The 18,275-nt window shown below is 60.6% G+C and carries 18 protein-coding genes; 14 read left to right on the forward strand and 4 right to left on the reverse strand.

Annotated features, from left to right (window positions below; all coding sequences use genetic code 11):
* Positions 1-15 precede the first annotated feature (15 nt).
* On the forward strand, positions 16-1,068 hold the full coding sequence (gene hisC / locus PH586_RS02350) for a histidinol-phosphate transaminase (RefSeq protein ID WP_271346159.1): 1,053 nt from the start codon (positions 16-18) through the stop codon (positions 1,066-1,068).
* Between the two features lie 101 nt (positions 1,069-1,169).
* Here hisC and algW read toward each other — a convergent pair whose 3' ends face one another.
* Positions 1,170-2,312, reverse strand: a complete 1,143-nt coding sequence (gene algW, locus PH586_RS02355; protein WP_271346160.1) for a Do family serine endopeptidase AlgW — start codon at positions 2,310-2,312, stop codon at positions 1,170-1,172.
* Positions 2,313-2,423: 111 nt separating this feature from the next.
* Between algW and PH586_RS02360 the strand changes: the two genes are divergently transcribed.
* The 3 genes from PH586_RS02360 to cysN all read left to right on the forward strand — a co-directional run bounded on the left by PH586_RS02360 (position 2,424) and on the right by cysN (position 6,145).
* A complete protein-coding gene (locus PH586_RS02360; protein WP_271346162.1) occupies positions 2,424-3,182 on the forward strand; it encodes a Nif3-like dinuclear metal center hexameric protein in 759 nt (252 codons plus the stop codon).
* A 142-nt stretch (positions 3,183-3,324) separates the two neighbouring features.
* Positions 3,325-4,242 carry a sulfate adenylyltransferase subunit CysD gene (cysD, locus tag PH586_RS02365; RefSeq protein WP_271346163.1) on the forward strand — a complete coding sequence of 306 codons (918 nt, stop codon included), beginning with the start codon at positions 3,325-3,327 and terminating at the stop codon, positions 4,240-4,242.
* A 1-nt stretch (position 4,243) separates the two neighbouring features.
* Positions 4,244-6,145, forward strand: a complete 1,902-nt coding sequence (gene cysN, locus PH586_RS02370) for a sulfate adenylyltransferase subunit CysN (protein WP_271346164.1) — start codon at positions 4,244-4,246, stop codon at positions 6,143-6,145.
* A gap of 183 nt (positions 6,146-6,328) precedes the next feature.
* On the opposite strand, the gene PH586_RS02375 is transcribed toward cysN, so the two are convergent.
* Entirely contained in the window at positions 6,329-6,769 is a 441-nt protein-coding gene (locus PH586_RS02375; RefSeq protein WP_271346165.1) for a YhcB family protein, read from the reverse strand.
* Positions 6,770-6,902: 133 nt separating this feature from the next.
* Between PH586_RS02375 and PH586_RS02380 the strand changes: the two genes are divergently transcribed.
* The 3 genes from PH586_RS02380 to zapE all read left to right on the forward strand — a co-directional run bounded on the left by PH586_RS02380 (position 6,903) and on the right by zapE (position 10,170).
* Positions 6,903-7,538: an alpha/beta hydrolase gene (locus PH586_RS02380; RefSeq protein ID WP_271346166.1), complete on the forward strand. Its 636-nt coding sequence runs from the start codon at positions 6,903-6,905 to the stop codon at positions 7,536-7,538.
* Between the two features lie 22 nt (positions 7,539-7,560).
* Positions 7,561-8,907, forward strand: a complete 1,347-nt coding sequence (locus PH586_RS02385) for a tryptophan--tRNA ligase (RefSeq protein ID WP_271346167.1) — start codon at positions 7,561-7,563, stop codon at positions 8,905-8,907.
* A gap of 168 nt (positions 8,908-9,075) precedes the next feature.
* The gene (zapE, locus tag PH586_RS02390; RefSeq protein ID WP_271346168.1) at positions 9,076-10,170 is read left to right on the forward strand and encodes a cell division protein ZapE; all 1,095 of its coding nucleotides are present in this window, start codon (positions 9,076-9,078) and stop codon (positions 10,168-10,170) included.
* Between the two features lie 88 nt (positions 10,171-10,258).
* Here the strand turns inward: zapE and PH586_RS02395 are convergent, their stop codons facing one another.
* Positions 10,259-11,164, reverse strand: a complete 906-nt coding sequence (locus PH586_RS02395; RefSeq protein WP_271346451.1) for a GlxA family transcriptional regulator — start codon at positions 11,162-11,164, stop codon at positions 10,259-10,261.
* 238 nt (positions 11,165-11,402) lie between these two features.
* Here PH586_RS02395 and PH586_RS02400 point away from each other — a divergent pair, with 238 nt between their 5' ends.
* Positions 11,403-12,539 (forward strand): acyl-CoA dehydrogenase family protein, encoded by a 1,137-nt coding sequence (locus PH586_RS02400; protein WP_271346169.1) that lies wholly within the window; start codon positions 11,403-11,405, stop codon positions 12,537-12,539.
* 59 nt (positions 12,540-12,598) lie between these two features.
* On the opposite strand, the gene PH586_RS02405 is transcribed toward PH586_RS02400, so the two are convergent.
* Complete coding sequence (locus PH586_RS02405) at positions 12,599-13,636, reverse strand: NADP(H)-dependent aldo-keto reductase (RefSeq protein WP_271346170.1); 1,038 nt, start codon at positions 13,634-13,636, stop codon at positions 12,599-12,601.
* A 248-nt stretch (positions 13,637-13,884) separates the two neighbouring features.
* Here PH586_RS02405 and rplM point away from each other — a divergent pair, with 248 nt between their 5' ends.
* The 6 genes from rplM to PH586_RS02435 all read left to right on the forward strand — a co-directional run bounded on the left by rplM (position 13,885) and on the right by PH586_RS02435 (position 18,264).
* Positions 13,885-14,313 carry a 50S ribosomal protein L13 gene (gene rplM / locus PH586_RS02410; protein WP_079203113.1) on the forward strand — a complete coding sequence of 143 codons (429 nt, stop codon included), beginning with the start codon at positions 13,885-13,887 and terminating at the stop codon, positions 14,311-14,313.
* Between the two features lie 14 nt (positions 14,314-14,327).
* Positions 14,328-14,720 carry a 30S ribosomal protein S9 gene (rpsI, locus tag PH586_RS02415; RefSeq protein WP_238039943.1) on the forward strand — a complete coding sequence of 131 codons (393 nt, stop codon included), beginning with the start codon at positions 14,328-14,330 and terminating at the stop codon, positions 14,718-14,720.
* A 252-nt stretch (positions 14,721-14,972) separates the two neighbouring features.
* Positions 14,973-15,566 (forward strand): ubiquinol-cytochrome c reductase iron-sulfur subunit, encoded by a 594-nt coding sequence (petA, locus tag PH586_RS02420; protein ID WP_271346171.1) that lies wholly within the window; start codon positions 14,973-14,975, stop codon positions 15,564-15,566.
* Positions 15,566-16,777: a cytochrome b gene (locus PH586_RS02425; RefSeq protein ID WP_271346452.1), complete on the forward strand. Its 1,212-nt coding sequence runs from the start codon at positions 15,566-15,568 to the stop codon at positions 16,775-16,777. The genes petA and PH586_RS02425 overlap by 1 nt, the downstream gene beginning before the upstream one ends.
* On the forward strand, positions 16,777-17,556 hold the full coding sequence (locus PH586_RS02430) for a cytochrome c1 (RefSeq protein WP_271346172.1): 780 nt from the start codon (positions 16,777-16,779) through the stop codon (positions 17,554-17,556). The genes PH586_RS02425 and PH586_RS02430 overlap by 1 nt, the downstream gene beginning before the upstream one ends.
* A 90-nt stretch (positions 17,557-17,646) precedes the next feature.
* Complete coding sequence (locus tag PH586_RS02435; RefSeq protein ID WP_271346173.1) at positions 17,647-18,264, forward strand: glutathione S-transferase N-terminal domain-containing protein; 618 nt, start codon at positions 17,647-17,649, stop codon at positions 18,262-18,264.
* Positions 18,265-18,275: the final 11 nt, after the last annotated feature.

The following is an 18,275-nucleotide window of genomic DNA, read 5'->3' on the forward strand; positions in this document are numbered from 1 at the left end:
AGGAGAGAAGGGCAGATGAGCAAATTCTGGAGCCCCTTCGTCAAAGACCTGGTGCCCTATGTACCGGGCGAGCAGCCGAAGCTGGCCAAGCTGGTCAAGCTCAATACCAACGAAAACCCCTATGGTCCGTCGCCCAAGGCGATTGCGGCGATGCAGGCCGAGCTCAACGACAGCCTGCGCTTGTACCCGGACCCCAATGGCGAGCGCCTCAAGCAGGCGGTGGCCGATTACTACGGTGTGCAGCCCGCCCAGGTGTTCGTCGGCAACGGTTCCGACGAAGTGCTGGCGCATGCCTTCCATGGCTTGTTTCAGCATGACAAACCGTTGTTGTTCCCGGACATCAGCTACAGCTTCTACCCGGTGTATTGCGGCCTCTACGGCATCGCCGCGGAAACCATTGCGCTGGACGAGCAGTTCCAGATCCGCGTCGAGGACTATGCCCGGCCGAATGGCGGCATCGTCTTCCCCAACCCCAACGCGCCGACCGGCTGCCTCTTGGCTCTGGAGGCCATCGAGCAACTGCTCAAGGCCAATCCCGACAGCGTGGTGCTGGTCGACGAGGCCTATATTGACTTCGGTGGACAGAGCGCCATCGCGTTGGTGGGCCAGTACCCGAACCTGCTGGTGACCCAGACCCTGTCCAAGTCGCGTTCGCTGGCTGGCCTGCGCGTCGGCCTGGCGGTCGGCCACCCGGACCTGATCGAGGCGCTGGAGCGAATCAAGAACAGCTTCAACTCCTACCCGCTGGACCGCCTGGCGATTGCCGGCGCGGCGGCGGCCTTCGAGGATCGCGAGTATTTCGAGGGTACCTGTCAGCAGGTCATCGACAGCCGTGAGGCTACGGTGGCTGGCCTGCAGGCGCTGGGGTTCGAGGTATTGCCCTCGGCAGCGAATTTCGTCTTCGCCCGTCACCCGCACAAGGACGCGGCCACTCTGGCGGCTGGCTTGCGTGAGCAGGGGGTGATCGTGCGCCACTTCAAGCAGGCGCGCATCGCCCAGTTCCTGCGCATTACCATTGGCGCGCCGGAGCACAACCAGGCGTTGCTGGATGCGCTTGCAAGCCTGTAACTCAAGGTAGGACGGCCTGTTCGCACCGCCCTCAGCGAGGCGCACAGGCCGCAGTTGGGCGGTTGCCAAGCCGCGGGATAAAGCGCGCGGCGGGGTGGTTGTCAGTCTTCTTTCACGGGCGGGCGCACGCCTATTTCGGCGCTGAGTTCCTGTCGTTCGCCGTTACGCATGATATCGATGCGGATCTTTTCGCCGGGCTTGGTACGGGCCACCTGGTTCATCGAGCGGCGGCCGTCACCGGCTGCTTCGCCATCGATGTTGAGAATCAGGTCGCCGGGTTGCAGGCCGGCCTTCTGTGCCGGGCCATCGCGGTAGATGCCGGCAACGACGATGCCCGGGCGACCTTCAAGGCCGAAAGACTCCGCCAGTTCCGGGGTCAGCGGTTGCACTTCGATGCCCAGCCAGCCGCGTATCACCTGACCCTGTTCGATGATCGCCCGCATCACTTCCAGCGCCAGTTTCACCGGGATGGCGAAGCCAATACCTTGCGAGCCACCGGTCTCGGAGAAGATCGCGGTGTTGATGCCGACCAGGTTGCCGTGGGCATCGACCAGCGCGCCGCCCGAGTTGCCCGGGTTGATCGCCGCATCGGTCTGGATGAAGTCTTCGTAGGTGTTGAGGCCCAGCTGGTTGCGCCCGGTGGCGCTGATGATGCCCATGGTCACGGTCTGGCCGACGCCGAAGGGGTTGCCGATGGCCAGGGTGACATCGCCGATCCTGATATTGTCCGAGCGTCCGAGGGTGATCGCTGGAAGATCATGCAAATCGATTTTCAGCACGGCGAGGTCGGTTTCCGGGTCGCTGCCGATTATCCGGGCCAGGGTTTCGCGGCCATCGCGCAAGGCCACCACTATCTGGTCGGCGCCAGTCACCACGTGGTTGTTGGTCAGCAGGTAGCCCTCGGTGCTCATGATCACCGCCGAGCCGAGGCTGGATTCCATGCGCCGCTGCTTGGGCAGGTTGTCGCCAAAGAACTTGCGGAATTTCTCGTCCTCGAGCATGGGGTGAGGCGGCTTGTTGATGAATTTGGTGGTGTAGAGGTTGGCCACCGCTGGCGAGGCAGTGCCCACTGCGTCGGCATAGGACACCGGGCCTTCCTGTGTTGGGCCATAGACAGGCGCCTGGCGTAGCCGCACATCATGGATGGGCAGGCCAACCCATTGTGGGAAGTACTGAATAATCAGCAGCGCCAAAAGCACACCGACCAGCAGCGGCCAGCCGAGAAAACGCAGGGCCTTGAACATCGATGAAATCCTGAAGGTTGCGGGGAGACTGATGCGCCCCTTAAGGTGCGCCATTATAGAGGGCCGATTGCCAATGTGGCAGCGGCCTGTCACCGCAGGCGAGGAATCCATATGGCTATTGCCTTGACCACCCTGGTGGAAGAAGCACAGCGCTACTTGAATGCCGCTCGGATCAGTGACTACTGCCCGAATGGTTTGCAAATCGAAGGGCGGCCCCAGGTGCGGCGTATCGTCAGCGGAGTCACCGCCAGTCAGGCCCTGGTCGATGCCGCGGTGGAGGCTCAAGCCGATGTGCTGCTGGTGCACCACGGCTATTTCTGGAAGGGCGAAAATCCCTGTATCACCGGCATGAAACAGCGCCGCTTGAAAGCCCTGCTGAGCAACGATATCAGCTTGCTGGCCTATCACCTGCCGCTCGATCTGCACCCGGAGGTCGGCAATAACGTGCAGTTGGCCGCCCAGCTCGATATTACCGTCGAAGGGCCGCTCGACCCGGATGACCCGCGGACGGTTGGTTTGCTTGGCTCCTTGCGCGAGCCCATGAGCCCCCGCGATTTCGCCCGGCGGGTGCAGGAAGTGCTCGGCCGTGAGCCCTTGTTGGTTGAAGGCACGGAAATGGTCCGCCGGATCGGTTGGTGCACCGGCGGCGGGCAGGGCTATATCGACCAGGCTATCGCGGCTGGCGTTGACCTCTATCTGACCGGCGAGGCTTCCGAACAAACCTTCCACAGCGCTCGCGAGAACGGCATCAGCTTTATCGCCGCCGGCCACCATGCCACCGAGCGTTATGGCGTGCAGGCGCTGGGTGATTACCTGGCGCGTCGGTTTGCCATCGAACACCTGTTTATCGACTGTCCCAATCCAATCTGATGTCCGTGGGCGGCCGATTCCGTGGGTATAAAGCTAGATCGTTTCGATCTAGTTGGCCCCCTGATTAGAAGCGGGTGCTGTGCTAGAGTGCGCCATCGTCCACGGCCCGCCGGCCCAACCACACTGCAAATCGTGAGTAACCATGCTCGAAAAACTGACCCACCTGAAACAGCTGGAGGCGGAAAGTATCCACATCATTCGTGAAGTGGCCGCCGAATTCGACAACCCGGTCATGCTCTATTCGATCGGTAAAGACTCCGCCGTGATGCTGCACCTGGCACGCAAGGCGTTCTTTCCCGGCAAGCTGCCATTCCCGGTGATGCATGTCGATACGCGCTGGAAGTTTCAGGAGATGTATGCGTTTCGCGAAAAAATAGTCAACGAATACGGCCTGGACCTGATCACCCACATCAACCCTGATGGTGTGGCGCAGGATATGAACCCCTTCACCTACGGCAGCGCCAAGCACACCGACGTGATGAAGACCGAGGGCCTGAAGCAGGCTCTGGACAAGTACGGCTTCGATGCGGCCTTCGGCGGCGCCCGGCGCGACGAGGAGAAATCCCGCGCCAAGGAGCGGGTCTACTCCTTCCGCGACAGCAAGCACCGCTGGGACCCGAAGAATCAGCGCCCCGAGTTGTGGAACGTCTACAACGGCAAGGTCAAGAAGGGCGAGTCGATCCGCGTGTTCCCGCTGTCCAACTGGACCGAGCTGGACATCTGGCAATACATCTATCTGGAGCAGATCCCGATCGTGCCGCTGTACTTCGCCGCCGAGCGTGAAGTGATCGAGAAGAACGGTACCCTGATCATGATCGACGACGATCGCATCCTCGAGCATCTCTCGGATGAAGAGAAGGCGCGCATTACCAAGAAGATGGTGCGTTTCCGTACGCTCGGCTGCTATCCGTTGACCGGTGCGGTGGAATCCACGGCAACCAGCCTGACGGACATCATTCAGGAAATGCTCCTGACCCGAACTTCAGAGCGTCAGGGCCGGGTCATCGACCACGATGCGGCCGGTTCGATGGAAGAGAAAAAACGTCAGGGGTATTTTTAAGATGTCGCACCAATCCGATCTGATCAGCGAAGACATCCTCGCTTACCTGGCCCAGCACGAACGCAAGGATTTGCTGCGCTTTCTCACCTGCGGCAACGTCGACGACGGCAAAAGTACCCTGATCGGCCGTCTGCTCCACGATTCCAAGATGATCTACGAAGATCATATGGAAGCCATTACCCGCGACTCGAAGAAGTCCGGCACCACTGGCGAAGAGGTGGATCTGGCGCTGCTGGTCGACGGCCTGCAGGCCGAGCGCGAGCAGGGCATCACCATCGATGTGGCCTACCGCTATTTCAGTACCGCCAAGCGCAAGTTCATCATTGCCGACACCCCCGGCCATGAGCAGTACACCCGTAACATGGCCACCGGTGCCTCCACCTGCGACCTGGCGATCATCCTGATCGATGCCCGTTATGGCGTGCAGACCCAGACCAAGCGTCACAGCTTCATTGCCTCGCTGCTGGGTATCAAGCACATAGTCGTGGCCATCAACAAGATGGACCTGAAGGGCTTCGATCAGGGCGTATTCGAGCAGATCAAGGCCGATTACCTGAAGTTCGCCGAAGGTATCGCCCTCAAGCCGAGCTCGCTGCACTTCGTGCCGATGTCGGCGCTCAAAGGCGACAACGTGGTCAACACGAGCGAGCGCGCGCCCTGGTATGACGGCCAGTCGCTGATGGAAATCCTCGAAACCGTGGAAGTCGCCGGTGACCGCAATTTCACCGACATGCGCTTCCCGGTGCAGTACGTCAACCGCCCCAACCTGAATTTCCGCGGCTTCGCCGGCACCCTGGCCAGCGGCATCGTGCGCAAGGGCGACGAGGTAGTGGTGTTGCCGTCCGGCAAGGGCAGCAAGGTCAAGTCCATCGTCACCTATGACGGCGAGCTTGAGCATGCCGGTCCAGGCCAGGCGATTACCCTGACCCTGGAAGACGAGATCGACGTTTCCCGTGGCGACATGCTGGTACACGCCGATAACCGCCCGCAGGTGGTCGACAGCTTCGACGCCATGCTGGTGTGGATGGCAGAAGAACCGATGCTGCCGGGCAAGAAATACGACATCAAGCGTGCCACCAGCTATGTGCCGGCCTCGATTGCCAGCATCACCCACCGGGTCGATGTGAACACGTTGGAGCATGGTCCGGCGAGCAGTCTGCACCTGAACGAGATCGGTCAGGTACGCGTGGCCCTGGATGCGTCCATCGCCCTGGACGGCTATGCGCACAACCGCACCAGTGGCTCGTTCATCATTATCGATCGATTGACCAATGGCACCGTGGGTGCGGGCATGATCATCGCCGACCCGGTCAGTGCGCAGCATGCCGATGGCCACCACGGCAAGCTGGCCCACGTGTCGACCGAAGAACGCGCCGCGCGCTTGGGTCAGCAGCCGGCCACCGTGCTGTTCAGCGGCCTGTCCGGCGCCGGCAAGAGCACCCTGGCCTATGCCGTGGAGCGCAAGCTGTTCGACATGGGCCGTGCGGTCTACGTGCTGGATGGCCAGAACCTGCGCCACGACCTGAACAAGGGCTTGCCGCAGGATCGCAGTGGACGTACCGAGAACTGGCGCCGTGCCGCCCATGTGGCGCGTCAGTTCAACGAGGCCGGTCTGCTGACCCTGGCGGCTTTCGTTGCGCCGGACGCCGAAGGCCGCGAGCAGGCCAGGGCGCTGCTTGGTGCCGAGCGCTTGATCACCGTCTATGTGCAGGCTTCTCCGCAGGTCTGTGCCGAGCGCGATCCTCAGGGCTTGTACGCGGCGGCTGGCGACAACATTCCGGGGCTGTCCTTCCCCTATGATGTGCCCCTGGATGCCGACCTGGTAGTCGACACCCAGAGCTTGTCGCTGGAAGAGAGCGTCAGGCAGGTGCTGGCGTTGTTGCGTGAGCGTGGCGCGATCTAAATCCGCTGCGCAATAAAAAGCCCCGCCATGTGCGGGGCTTTTTATTGGTAATGAGATTTTGCTGATGAGTTTCGCGGGCTGCGATGGGCCTCTATCGTCAGTGCCCTTGCATAACAAAAGCCCCGCACGAGGCGGGGCGTTTGATTCGCTGCACGGTCGCCGGGGCAGCCGAGTGAGCGGTTGTTATTTTTTCTTCAGACCGTAGCTTTCGTCGAGCATGCCCGGTACATCGGCGCTTTTCGGCGCATAGTCCTTGGGCATTTCCTGGGACGCCGGAGCCTTCAGGCGCTCGCGTCGTTCGCCGCCGCCGTCTTCTGCGTGCAGGCTGGCCAGCAGGCGCTGGCGGGTCAGTTCGTCGAGTGCCAGACGGTTGGCCCCTTCGGACAGGTGTTGCTGCACGTCCTGATGGCTCTGGGAGAGCTTCTTCACCAGATTGGCAGTGGTATTGAAATGGGTTACCACTTCGCTTTGGTAGGCGTCGAAGCGTTCCTGGATCTCGTCCAACTGGCGTTGTGTGCGGCCGGGGGCTGCATTGGGCGCAAGGCGAGCAATCAGGAAACCGATGGCGATGCCGGCTACCAGGGTGATGGCCGGTAACAACCAGGCTGTGAGCGTCTGTTCCACGAGTCCTTCCTCTCTAAACGGCTTTGCTTTACGTTAACGGCTGGAACCTGCGCTGTATACCGCAATGTAAAGCTGTGCGATGCAGGCTGTCAGCTAGACGAGTCGACCCTCTACGAGGTCACGGAGTTCACCGTTGCTCACCCGCGAAACCCCTGTTTTTATCGATGGCCCCTGCGGCCAGTTGGAGGCCCTGTGGCTGGATACCCCCGACGCCCGTGGCGTGGCGCTGATCTGCCACCCCAATCCGGTGCAGGGCGGAACCATGCTCAACAAGGTCGTCTCGACCCTGCAGCGCACCGCCCGCGATGGCGGCCTGGCTACCCTGCGCTTCAATTATCGGGGTGTCGGCGCCAGTGCCGGTGATCATGACATGCACAGCGGCGAGGTGGATGACGCGCAGGCGGCAGCCCATTGGCTGCGCCTGCACTATCCGCAGCTGCCCCTGACCCTGCTGGGCTTTTCCTTTGGCGGCTTTGTCGCTGCCAGTCTCGGTGGGCGCCTGGAGCAACAGGGCATAGAGCTGGCGCATTTATTCATGGTGGCGCCAGCGGTCAGCCGGCTGACCGCCGAGAATCCGCCGGCGCAGCGCTGTCCGCTGACACTGATCCAGCCCGAGGCCGACGAAGTGATCGATCCGCAGGCGGTTTATGCCTGGTCCGCCGGCTTGGGGCGTGCCCATGAGCTGTTGAAAGTGGCAGAATGCGGCCACTTTTTTCACGGCAAGCTTACGGATCTCAAGGATCTGCTGCTGCCGCGTCTCTCGAACTGATTACAGCTTATAAGCGATAGCCATGACCACTCGTATCCTTACCGGCATCACCACCACAGGCACCCCGCATCTCGGCAACTACGCCGGCGCCATTCGTCCGGCGATAGTCGCCAGTCGCGCCGCCGATGCGGACTCCTTTTATTTTCTCGCCGATTACCACGCGCTGATCAAGTGTGATGATCCGGCGCGGATCCAGCGCTCGCGCCTGGAAATCGCCGCGACCTGGCTGGCCTGCGGACTCGATGTGAGCCGGGCGACCTTCTATCGCCAGTCCGATATCCCGGAGATCCCCGAGCTGTGCTGGCTGCTCAGCTGTGTCGCGGGCAAGGGCCTGCTCAATCGTGCGCATGCCTACAAGGCGTCGGTCGACAAGAATGTCGAGCAGGGCGAGGATCCGGATGCCGGCATCACCATGGGCCTGTTCAGCTACCCGGTGCTGATGGCCGCAGACATCCTGATGTTCAACGCGCACAAGGTGCCGGTCGGCCGCGACCAGATCCAGCACGTCGAAATGGCGCGCGATATCGCCCAGCGCTTCAATCACCTGTTCGGCCAGGGCAAGGAGCTGTTCACCCTGCCCGAGGCGGTGATCGAGGAAGACGTCGCGACTCTGCCGGGCCTGGACGGGCGCAAGATGAGCAAGAGTTACGACAACACCATTCCGCTGTTCGGCAGTGCCCGGCAGCTCAAGGACGCCATCGCGCGCATCGTGACTGACTCCAGGCTGCCCGGCGAACCCAAGGATCCGGACAGTTCCCATCTGTTCACCCTGTATCAGGCCTTCGCCGCACCGACCCAGCAGGCGGATTTTCGCGCCGAATTGCTCGGGGGCTTGGCCTGGGGTGAGGCCAAACAGCAATTGTTCCAGCTGCTCGAGGCCGAGTTGGGTGAGGCGCGTGAGCGTTACCACGCCCTGATCGAACGGCCCGCCGAGTTGGAAGATATTCTGCTGGCCGGCGCGGCCAAGGCGCGCAGGATCGCCACGCCCTTCCTCGGCGAGCTGCGCGAGGCGGTAGGCCTGCGTTCATTCCGCAGCCAGCCCATCGGCGCCGAGAGCGGTAAGAAGAAGGCGAGCAAGAGTGCGCGGTTCGTCAGCTTCCGCGACGACGACGGTAGCTTTCGCTTCCGTCTGCTGGACGCCGCTGGCGAGCAGTTGCTGCTGTCCAGGTCGTTTGCCGACGGCAAGTCGGCCGGGCAGGTGAGCAAACGCCTGCAGTCGGGCGAGCCGCTGGATCTGCGCGAGGAGGGTGACGCCTTCGGTGTATGGCTGGACGGCGAGTGTGTGGCGCATAGCCCGGACTTTGCCGATGCCAGCGCGCGTGAGACGGCGATCCAGCGTTTGCGCGAGGCGCTCGCTGCTCAGGAGTAACCAGCGATGGCTTTGTGGGAGGGGGCTTTAGCCGCGATGCATCGGCATCGGCAAGCTGTCGCGGCTAAAGCCCCTCCCACGGACCGGTCCGCCGTCTATAAGCCGATTGCCAAGCCGCGGGGGCGTCGTTAAAGTTACGCCCCCGTTTTACTGGCCCGGCTAACGAATATGACCCCCCTTGCGCGCTACCAGGCCGATCTCGAGCGGCCCGAATTTTTCCATGATGCAGCCCAGGAAACGGCGGTGCGTCATCTGCAGCGCCTGTACGACGACCTGGTCGCCGACGAGCAGGGCAAGTCAGGTCTGCTTGGCAAGTTGTTCGGCAAGAAGCCGCAGCGGCCGGTAAAGGGTCTGTATTTCTGGGGCGGGGTTGGCCGCGGCAAGACCTACCTGGTCGACACTTTCTTCGACTCGTTGCCGTTCGAGCGCAAGGTGCGCACGCACTTCCACCGTTTCATGAAGCGGGTGCACGAAGAAATGCGCACCCTCAAAGGCGAGAAGAATCCGCTGGTGATCATCGGTCAGCGCTTTGCCGCCGAGGCGCGGGTGATCTGCTTCGACGAATTCTTCGTCTCCGATATTACCGATGCGATGATCCTCGCCACTCTGCTCGAGGAGCTGTTCAAGAATGGCGTAAGCCTGGTGGCGACCTCCAACATAGTGCCGGACGGCCTGTACAAGGATGGCCTGCAGCGCGCGCGCTTCCTGCCGGCCATTGCCTTGCTCAAAGAGCATACCGAGATCGTCAACGTCGACAGTGGTATCGATTACCGCCTGCGGGCGCTGGAGCAGGCGGAATTGTTTCATTGGCCACTGGATGCGGCGGCCGAAGAGAGCCTGGAGAAGAGCTTCAGAAGCCTGTTGCCCGAGCACTGTGTGGTGCAGGAGCACGAGGCCTTGATGGTCGAGAACCGCAGCCTGACTGCGCGCAAGGTCGGCGATGACGTGGCTTGGTTCGAGTTTCGCGAGCTGTGCGACGGTCCGCGCAGCCAGAACGATTACATCGAGCTGGGCAAGATATTCCACGCGGTATTGCTGGCCAATGTCGAGCAGATGGACGTGCATATGGACGATATGGCGCGGCGCTTCATCAATTTGGTGGACGAGTTCTATGATCGCAACGTCAAGCTGATCATTTCCGCCGAAGTCGAGCTGAAGGACCTCTACACCGGTGGCCGCCTGAATTTCGAGTTCCAGCGCACCCTGAGCCGGCTACTCGAGATGCAGTCCCATGAGTTTCTGTCGCGGCCGCATAAGCCGTAACGACCGGTTTGCCCGGCAAGTCGATGAGTGTTCCGCGTCAGCCAAGGGCGCGGCCGCGCCGCCGCGCCCTGGTTCGCTTGTGGCGTGCCTAGACCTGAGCGTCCTTGTGCTGGAATTGTCGACGATACAGGTTGGGTGACAGCTCCGTGTGCTGGCGGAACAGGCGGGCGAAGAAGCTGGCGTCGTCGTAACCGACTTCGTAACTGATGGTCTTGATGCTCTTGCGCGTGGCACTGAGCAGGCTTTTCGCCGTTTCGATGCGCAGTCGTTGCAGGTAGTGCAGGGGTTTGTCGCCGGTGGCGGCCTGAAAGCGGCGCATGAAGTTACGGATGCTCATGCCGTGTTCGCGGGCCACGTCCTCGAAGCGGAATTTGTCGGCGAAGTGCTCTTCCAGCCATTGCTGGATCTGCAGGATGGTCAGGTCGTGGTGCAGTTTCTGCCCGCCAAAGCCGATTCGGCCGGGGGTGTAGCTGCGCTGCACTTCGTAGAGAATGTCGCGGGCCACGCCCTGGGCCACGCTGGCACCGCAATAGCGTTCGATCAGGTAGATATAGAGGTCGCAGGCCGAGGTCACGCCGCCGGCGCAGTACAGGTTGTCGGCGTCCGACAGGTGTTTCTCCTGGTTGAGCAGTACCCTGGGGAAGCGCTCGGCGAACTCGCGGAAGAAGCGCCAGTAGGTGGTGGCTTCCTTGCCGTCGAGCAAGCCAGCCTGGGCCATCCAGAACACCCCTTTGGCTTCGCCGCAGATTGCGCTACCGCCTGCGTGGCACTCTTGTAGCCAATGGAGTATCTGCGGGTGGCGCAGGCAGAGCGCGTCGAAATCATCCCAGAAGGTGGGCAGGATAATCACATCGGATGGGTCGAGGCCGCCGTCAACCGGGATCATCACGTTGCTGAAGCTGCGCACCGGCTGGCCGTCCGGGCTGACCAGGCGAATCTCGAAGGTTTCGGTCAGGCCGAGCCCTTGCTGTTTGCCGTAGCGCAGGCTGGCCATGTGGAAGAAGTCCTTGGCCTGCATCAGGGTCGAGGCAAAAACCCCTTCGGTGGCGAGAATGCTGACGCGCCGCAAGGGCAGTGGCTGCTGGGTAAGCATAGTTAGGGTTCTTATCAAGGCTAAGTGGTCATTGTCTGGCTGGATCGTCTTATTTATTGGCGGTTGTGTCCAGTGCGAGCAAGCGTTTGCTTGGTTAAAGTCAGGGTTTCGATAATCCGCTACGTCGCAAGGTGCCAGCATGATCCCCAGAACCCTGTTCAGCTCCGACCATGAGCTTTTCCGCGATAGCGTACGCAAGTTTCTCGAGCAGGAAGCCGTGCCCTTTCATGCGCAGTGGGAAAAGGACGGCCATATCGATCGCCAGCTGTGGAACAAGGCGGGCGAGGCGGGGATGCTCTGCTCGCATATCCCGGAAGAATACGGCGGCATGGCTGCCGATTTTCTCTACAGTACGGTGGTGATCGAGGAGGTCGGTCGTCTGGGGCTGACCGGGATCGGCTTTTCCCTGCATTCTGACATCGTCGCGCCCTACATCCTGCATTACGGTTCGGAGGCGCTAAAGCACAAATACCTGCCCAAGCTGGTGTCCGGCGAAATGGTCACGGCCATCGCCATGACCGAACCGGGCGCCGGTTCCGACCTGCAGGGCGTGAAAACCACGGCGGTGCTGGATGGTGACGACTATGTGATCAACGGCTCCAAGACCTTTATCACCAACGGTTACCTGGCCGATCTGGTGGTCGTGGTGGCCAAGACCGATCCGCAGGCCGGGGCCAAGGGCACCAGCCTGTTTCTGGTCGAGGCCAGCACGCCGGGCTTCGCCAAGGGCAAGCGCCTGGAAAAGGTCGGCATGAAGGCCCAGGACACCGCCGAGCTGTTCTTCCAGGATGTGCGAGTGCCCAAGGAGAATCTGCTGGGTCAGGCCGGCATGGGCTTCGCCTACCTGATGCAGGAACTGCCCCAGGAGCGGCTGACCGTAGGTATTGGCGCCCTGGCCTCGGCCGAGGCGGCGTTGCAGTGGACCCTGGATTACACCCGCGAGCGCAAGGCGTTCGGCAAGGCCATTGCGGATTTCCAGAACACCCGCTTCAAGCTGGCGGAAATGGCCACGGAAATTCAGATTGGCCGGGTCTTTCTCGATCGCTGTCTTGAATTGCACCTGCAGGGCAAGCTGGATGTGCCCACCGCGGCGATGCTCAAGTACTGGGGCACCGACCTGCAGTGCAAGGTGCTCGACGAGTGCGTGCAATTGCATGGCGGCTACGGCTACATGTGGGAATACCCAGTGGCGCGCGCCTGGGCCGATGCCCGGGTGCAGCGCATCTACGCTGGCACCAACGAGATCATGAAGGAAATCATTGCGCGTTCGTTGTAGGGGTGGGGGCTGGATGTAGAGCGGGTATTGGCCCGCCCTGCATCAGGCTCCGCCAGTTTTCAGGGGGCTGGGTTGGGTTGCATCTTGTGAATCGCCTCTATGCCGGCCAGCAGTTCATCGTCGAGGGTCAGCTCACTGCTCATCAGGTTGGCCTCCAACTGCTCCATGGTGGTGGCGCCGATGATGTTGCTGGTCACGAAGGGTTGGGCGGTGACGAAGGCCAGGGCCATTTGCGCCGGATCCAGGCCGCGTTCGCGAGCCAGGGCGACATAGCGTGAGCAGGCGGCCTCGGATTGCGCGTTGGTGTAGCGGGTAAAGCGGCTGAACAGGCTGATTCGTGCATTGGCCGGGCGGGCACCGCCTTCGTATTTTCCAGAGAGCATGCCGAAGGCCAGGGGCGAGTAAGCCAGCAGACCGCATTGTTCGCGCATGGCGACTTCCGCCAGGCCGACCTCGAAGCTGCGGTTGAGCAGATTGTAGGGGTTCTGAATCGACGCCACGCGCGGCCCGCCGCGGCTCTCCGCCAGTTGGAGGAATTTCATGGTGCCCCAGGGGGTTTCGTTGGACAGGCCGATGTGGCGGATCTTGCCGGCTTTGATCTGTTCCTCGAGCACTGCCAGGATTTCTTCCAGGGCGGTGAACTCGCTGTCCTGATGGCGATAGCCGAGCTGGCCGAAGAAGTTGGTCGGGCGTTCCGGCCAGTGCAGTTGGTAGAGGTCGATCCAGTCGGTCTGCAGGCGTTTCAGGCTGGCGTCCAGTGCGGCGACCAGGTGTTCCCGGTTGAATTTCAGGTTGCCGCCACGGATGTAGTCGATTCCGTTGCCCGGGCCGGCGATCTTGCTCGCCAGTACCCAGTCGGCGCGATCACCGTGTCGTTTGAAGTAATCGCCGATGATCTGCTCGGTCTTGCTGTAGGTCTCGGCGCGCGGCGGCACCGGGTACATTTCGGCAGTGTCGAGGAAATTGACGCCGTGGGCCTTGCTGCGTTCTATCTGGGCGAATGCCTCGTCAGCGCTGTTCTGTTCGCCCCAGGTCATGCTGCCGAGGCAGAGGGCGCTGACACGCAAATCGGTGCGGCCTAGCTGGCGATACTCCATTTGCTGCTCCTTTTCGTAAAACAACCATACAAGCAGGTTGAATTTTTTTTCGCAATCGGCATAATTGCGCACCTCTTTCTGCGGTGGAAGTGATGCGCCGCCTGCCGAAGAATCTTGCCGTATTACGGACGCGCTGACCCGAGCCCCCGATAGCGCCCGTTTTCGGCTGCCTTTGACTTGTCAAAGTAAGCACTATTCAGTAAGATCCGCCGTCTTATTTATCAGGGCGGCCCCTGAGGCTATAAAGAATGAAAACTTTTACTGCTAAACCGGAAACAGTAAAGCGCGACTGGTTCGTCGTCGACGCTGCGGGTCAGACACTGGGTCGTCTGGCTACCGAAATTGCCAGCCGTCTGCGTGGCAAGCATAAGCCTGAGTACACTCCGCACGTAGATACTGGCGACTACATCGTCGTGATCAATGCAGAGCAGGTACGTGTGACTGGTGCCAAGACCACCGACAAGATGTACTACTCTCACTCCGGTTTTCCGGGCGGCATCAAGTCGATCAGCTTTGAAAAGTTGATCGCCAAGGCGCCAGAACGTGTGATCGAGACCGCGGTAAAAGGCATGCTGCCGAAGAACCCGCTGGGTCGCGACATGTACCGTAAGCTGAAAGTGTACGCGGGCGCTGCTCACCCTCACACTGCTCAGCAGCCCCAAGAACTGAAGTTTTAACGGAATAGTTCATTATGTCGGCGACTCAAAATTACGGCACTGGCCGTCGCAAGACTGCAACCGCTCGCGTGTTCCTGCGTGCGGGCACTGGCAAAATTTCCATCAATAACCGCACTCTCGACGGTTTCTTCGGTCGCGAAACTGCCCGCATGGTAGTTCGTCAGCCGCTGGAATTGGTTGAGATGACCGAGAAGTTCGATATCTTCGTCACCGTTCTCGGTGGCGGTGTGAGTGGCCAGGCTGGCGCAATCCGCCACGGCATCACTCGCGCACTGATGGACTACGACGAATCGCTGCGTCCTGCCCTGCGCAAGGCTGGCTTCGTGACTCGCGATGCACGTGAAGTTGAGCGTAAGAAGGTTGGTCTGCGTAAAGCGCGTAAGCGTCCGCAGTACTCCAAGCGTTAATTCGCTACCTGCGTTCAAGAGCGCCCGGTTTCCTTTTGGAGCTGGGCGTTTTTTTTGGGCGACTGGTTCTCTGCGACATCATGCCGCAGTCGTGTGCGCCGCGCGCTGTAAGGGATTGAGCTGTTTCCTGTAAGGTAATTACCTTGTCAGAAAAGGGGCTTTTCTTTACCATTTGGCGGATTTTTTGCGCGACTCGATTTTTACCTAGTAGAGGCCTGACAACAGGCCACAAAGCTGATGGGAGACGACTGAATGAGCAATGACGGCGTGAATGCAGGCCGGCGTCGCTTCTTGGTGGCGGCCACCTCTGTGGTGGGTGCTGCTGGAGCGGTGGGTGCCGCGGTCCCGTTCGTGGGGTCATGGTTCCCGAGCGCCAAGGCTAAAGCTGCCGGTGCACCTGTGAAGGTGAACGTTGGCAAGATCGAGCCTGGCCAGCAAATGGTTGCCGAGTGGCGGGGGCAGCCGGTTTTTATCGTGCGCCGTACCGAGGAAATTCTCAGCAACCTGATAAAGCTCGAACCACAACTGGCCGATAGTGATTCGCAGAGTTCCGTGCAACCGAGCTATGTCGATCCGAAAACCCGTTCGATCAAGCCGGAGTTGCTGCTGCTGGTTGGGTTGTGCACCCACCTGGGCTGCTCGCCGTCCTTCCGTCCGGAAGTGGCGCCTGCCGACCTCGGGAGCGAGTGGTTGGGGGGATATTTCTGCCCTTGCCACGGTTCTCGCTATGACCTCGCTGGCCGGGTCTACAAAGCGCAGCCTGCGCCCTTGAACCTGCCGGTGCCGCCGCACACGTACGAGACGGATGATGTGATCATCATCGGTGTGGATCAGGAGCAAGCATGATGAGTAAGTTCATGGAATGGGTGGATGCGCGCTTCCCGGCGACCAAGATGTGGGAAGAGCATCTGAGCAAGTATTACGCACCGAAGAACTTCAACTTCTTCTATTTTTTCGGCTCCCTGGCATTGCTGGTGCTGGTCAATCAGATCGTCACCGGCGTCTGGCTGACCATGAGTTACACACCCTCGGCTGAAGAGGCGTTTGCCTCGGTCGAGTACATCATGCGTGACGTCGAGTACGGCTGGATTCTGCGCTACCTGCACTCCACCGGTGCTTCGGCATTCTTCGTGGTTGTCTACCTGCACATGTTCCGCGGTCTGCTCTATGGCTCCTACCAGAAGCCACGCGAGCTGGTGTGGATCTTCGGCATGCTGATCTACCTGATGCTGATGGCGGAAGCCTTCATGGGTTACCTGCTGCCGTGGGGGCAGATGTCCTACTGGGGCGCCCAGGTGATCATCTCGCTGTTTGGTGCCATTCCGGTCATCGGCGCGGACCTGACCCAGTGGATTCGCGGTGACTATCTGATCTCCGGGATCACCCTCAACCGCTTCTTCGCCCTGCACGTGGTTGCGCTGCCGATCGTGATCCTCGGTCTGGTGGTTCTGCACATCCTGGCATTGCACGAAGTCGGTTCGAACAACCCCGATGGCGTTGAAATCAAGAAGAAGAAAGACGCGAACGGGATACCGCTGGATGGCATCCCTTTCCATCCCTACTACACCGTGAAAGACATCGTCGGCGTGGTGGTGTTCCTGTTTGTCTTCTGCTTCATCGTGTTCTTCTTCCCGGAAATGGGCGGTTACTTCCTCGAGAAGCCCAACTTCGAGGTGGCCAACTCGTTCAAGACGCCAGCCCACATTGCCCCTGTCTGGTACTTCACGCCGTTCTACGCGATCTTGCGTGCGATCCCCGACAAGCTGATGGGGGTCATCGCCATGGGGGGCGCCATTGCCGTGCTGTTCGTGCTGCCGTGGCTGGATCGTAGTCCGGTCAAGTCGATGCGTTACAAGGGCTGGCTGAGCAAGATCTGGCTGCTGGTGTTCTGCGTGTCCTTCGTGATTCTGGGCGTGCTGGGCGTACTGGCGCCGACTCCGGGCCGCACCCTGCTGTCGCAGGTGTGTACCTTCCTGTACTTCGCGTACTTCATCCTGATGCCGTTCTACACCAGGATGGAGAAGACCAAACCGGTTCCGGAAAGGGTGACGGGCTGATGAAAAAGCTATTTGCTGCGTTTGTTATTGCTGCGCTGCCAGTCTTCGCCTTTGCTAATGAAGCGGGCGTGCATCTGGACGAAGTGGATATCGACCTGACCGATAAGGCCGGCATGCAGGATGGTGCGCGTACCTTCGCCAACTACTGCATGGGCTGTCATAGCGCCAAGTTTCAGCGCTATGAGCGGGTGGCCGATGACCTGGGTATCCCGCATGAATTGATGCAGGAGAACCTGATTTTCACTGGCGCCAAGATTGGCGACCATATGAAGATCGGCATGCAGGTCGAAGATGCCAAGGCCTGGTTCGGGGCGGCGCCTCCAGATCTGACTCTGGTCGCTCGCGTGCGTGGCACCGACTGGCTGTATACCTACCTGCGTACCTTCTACGAGGATCCGAGCCGACCTCTGGGCGTCAATAACGAGGTGTTCCCGAACGTCGGTATGCCCAACGTGCTGGCCTCCCTGCAGGGGCGTCAATACATAGGTTGCAAGCAGGTTCAGGTGGTCGAGCATGGCAAGAAGCAGTTCGATCCGTTGTCGGGCACCCCAATAACGCATGAGGCCTGCGATCAGTTGGTCATCGAGCCGAAAAGCGGTGCCCTGAGCGAAGAGGAGTTCGACACCAAGATCAAGAATCTGGTGACCTTCCTGGCTTACTCGGCGAATCCGGTGAAGCTGGAAAGTCAGCGTATCGGTGCCTATGTGCTGCTGTATCTGGCCTTCTTCTTCGTCTTCGCTTACCTGCTCAAGCGTGAGTACTGGAAGGACGTGCATTAACTTCTTGTCGCTTCACTGTTGTCCTGCGCGCCCCTTTGGGCGCGCAGTCTTTTCTGCTTCCAATAACCTATATAAGCGAGGAGGACCGCCATGAGCGTGACCAACCGGTTAGCCTGCTACTCCGACCCCGCCGACCACTATTCCCACCGCGTACGCATTGTGCTCGCCGAGAAGGGTGTCAGCGCCGAGATCATCAGTGTCGAAAAGGGCCGCTATCCGGCAAGGCTGCTGGAGGTGAACCCCTATGCCAGCTTGCCGACCCTGGTCGACCGTGATTTGGCGTTGTACGAGTCGACAGTGGTGATGGAATATCTGGATGAGCGCTATCCGCATCCACCGTTGTTGCCGGTATATCCGGTGGCGCGGGCCAATAGCCGCCTGCTGATTCATCGTATTCAGCGTGATTGGTGCGCTCAGGTCGACCTGATCCTCGATCCGCGCAGCAAGGAGCCGGCTCGCGTGCAGGCCCGCAAGGAGCTCCGCGAGAGCCTCACCGGCGTTTCGCCGCTGTTCGCCGACAAGGCCTACTTTCTCAGTGATGAGATGAGCCTGGTAGATTGTTGTTTGCTGCCGCTGCTCTGGCGCCTGCCGGTGCTGGGTATCGAGTTGGCCAAGCCGGCCAAGCCGCTGCTCGATTATATGGACCGTCAGTTTGCCCGCGAGGCCTTTCAGGTCAGTCTTTCCCCCGTTGAGCGCGATATGCGCTGAAGCTGAGGAGG

Source organism: Pseudomonas aestuarii (assembly GCF_027988105.1).
Lineage (GTDB): Bacteria > Pseudomonadota > Gammaproteobacteria > Pseudomonadales > Pseudomonadaceae > Aquipseudomonas > Aquipseudomonas aestuarii.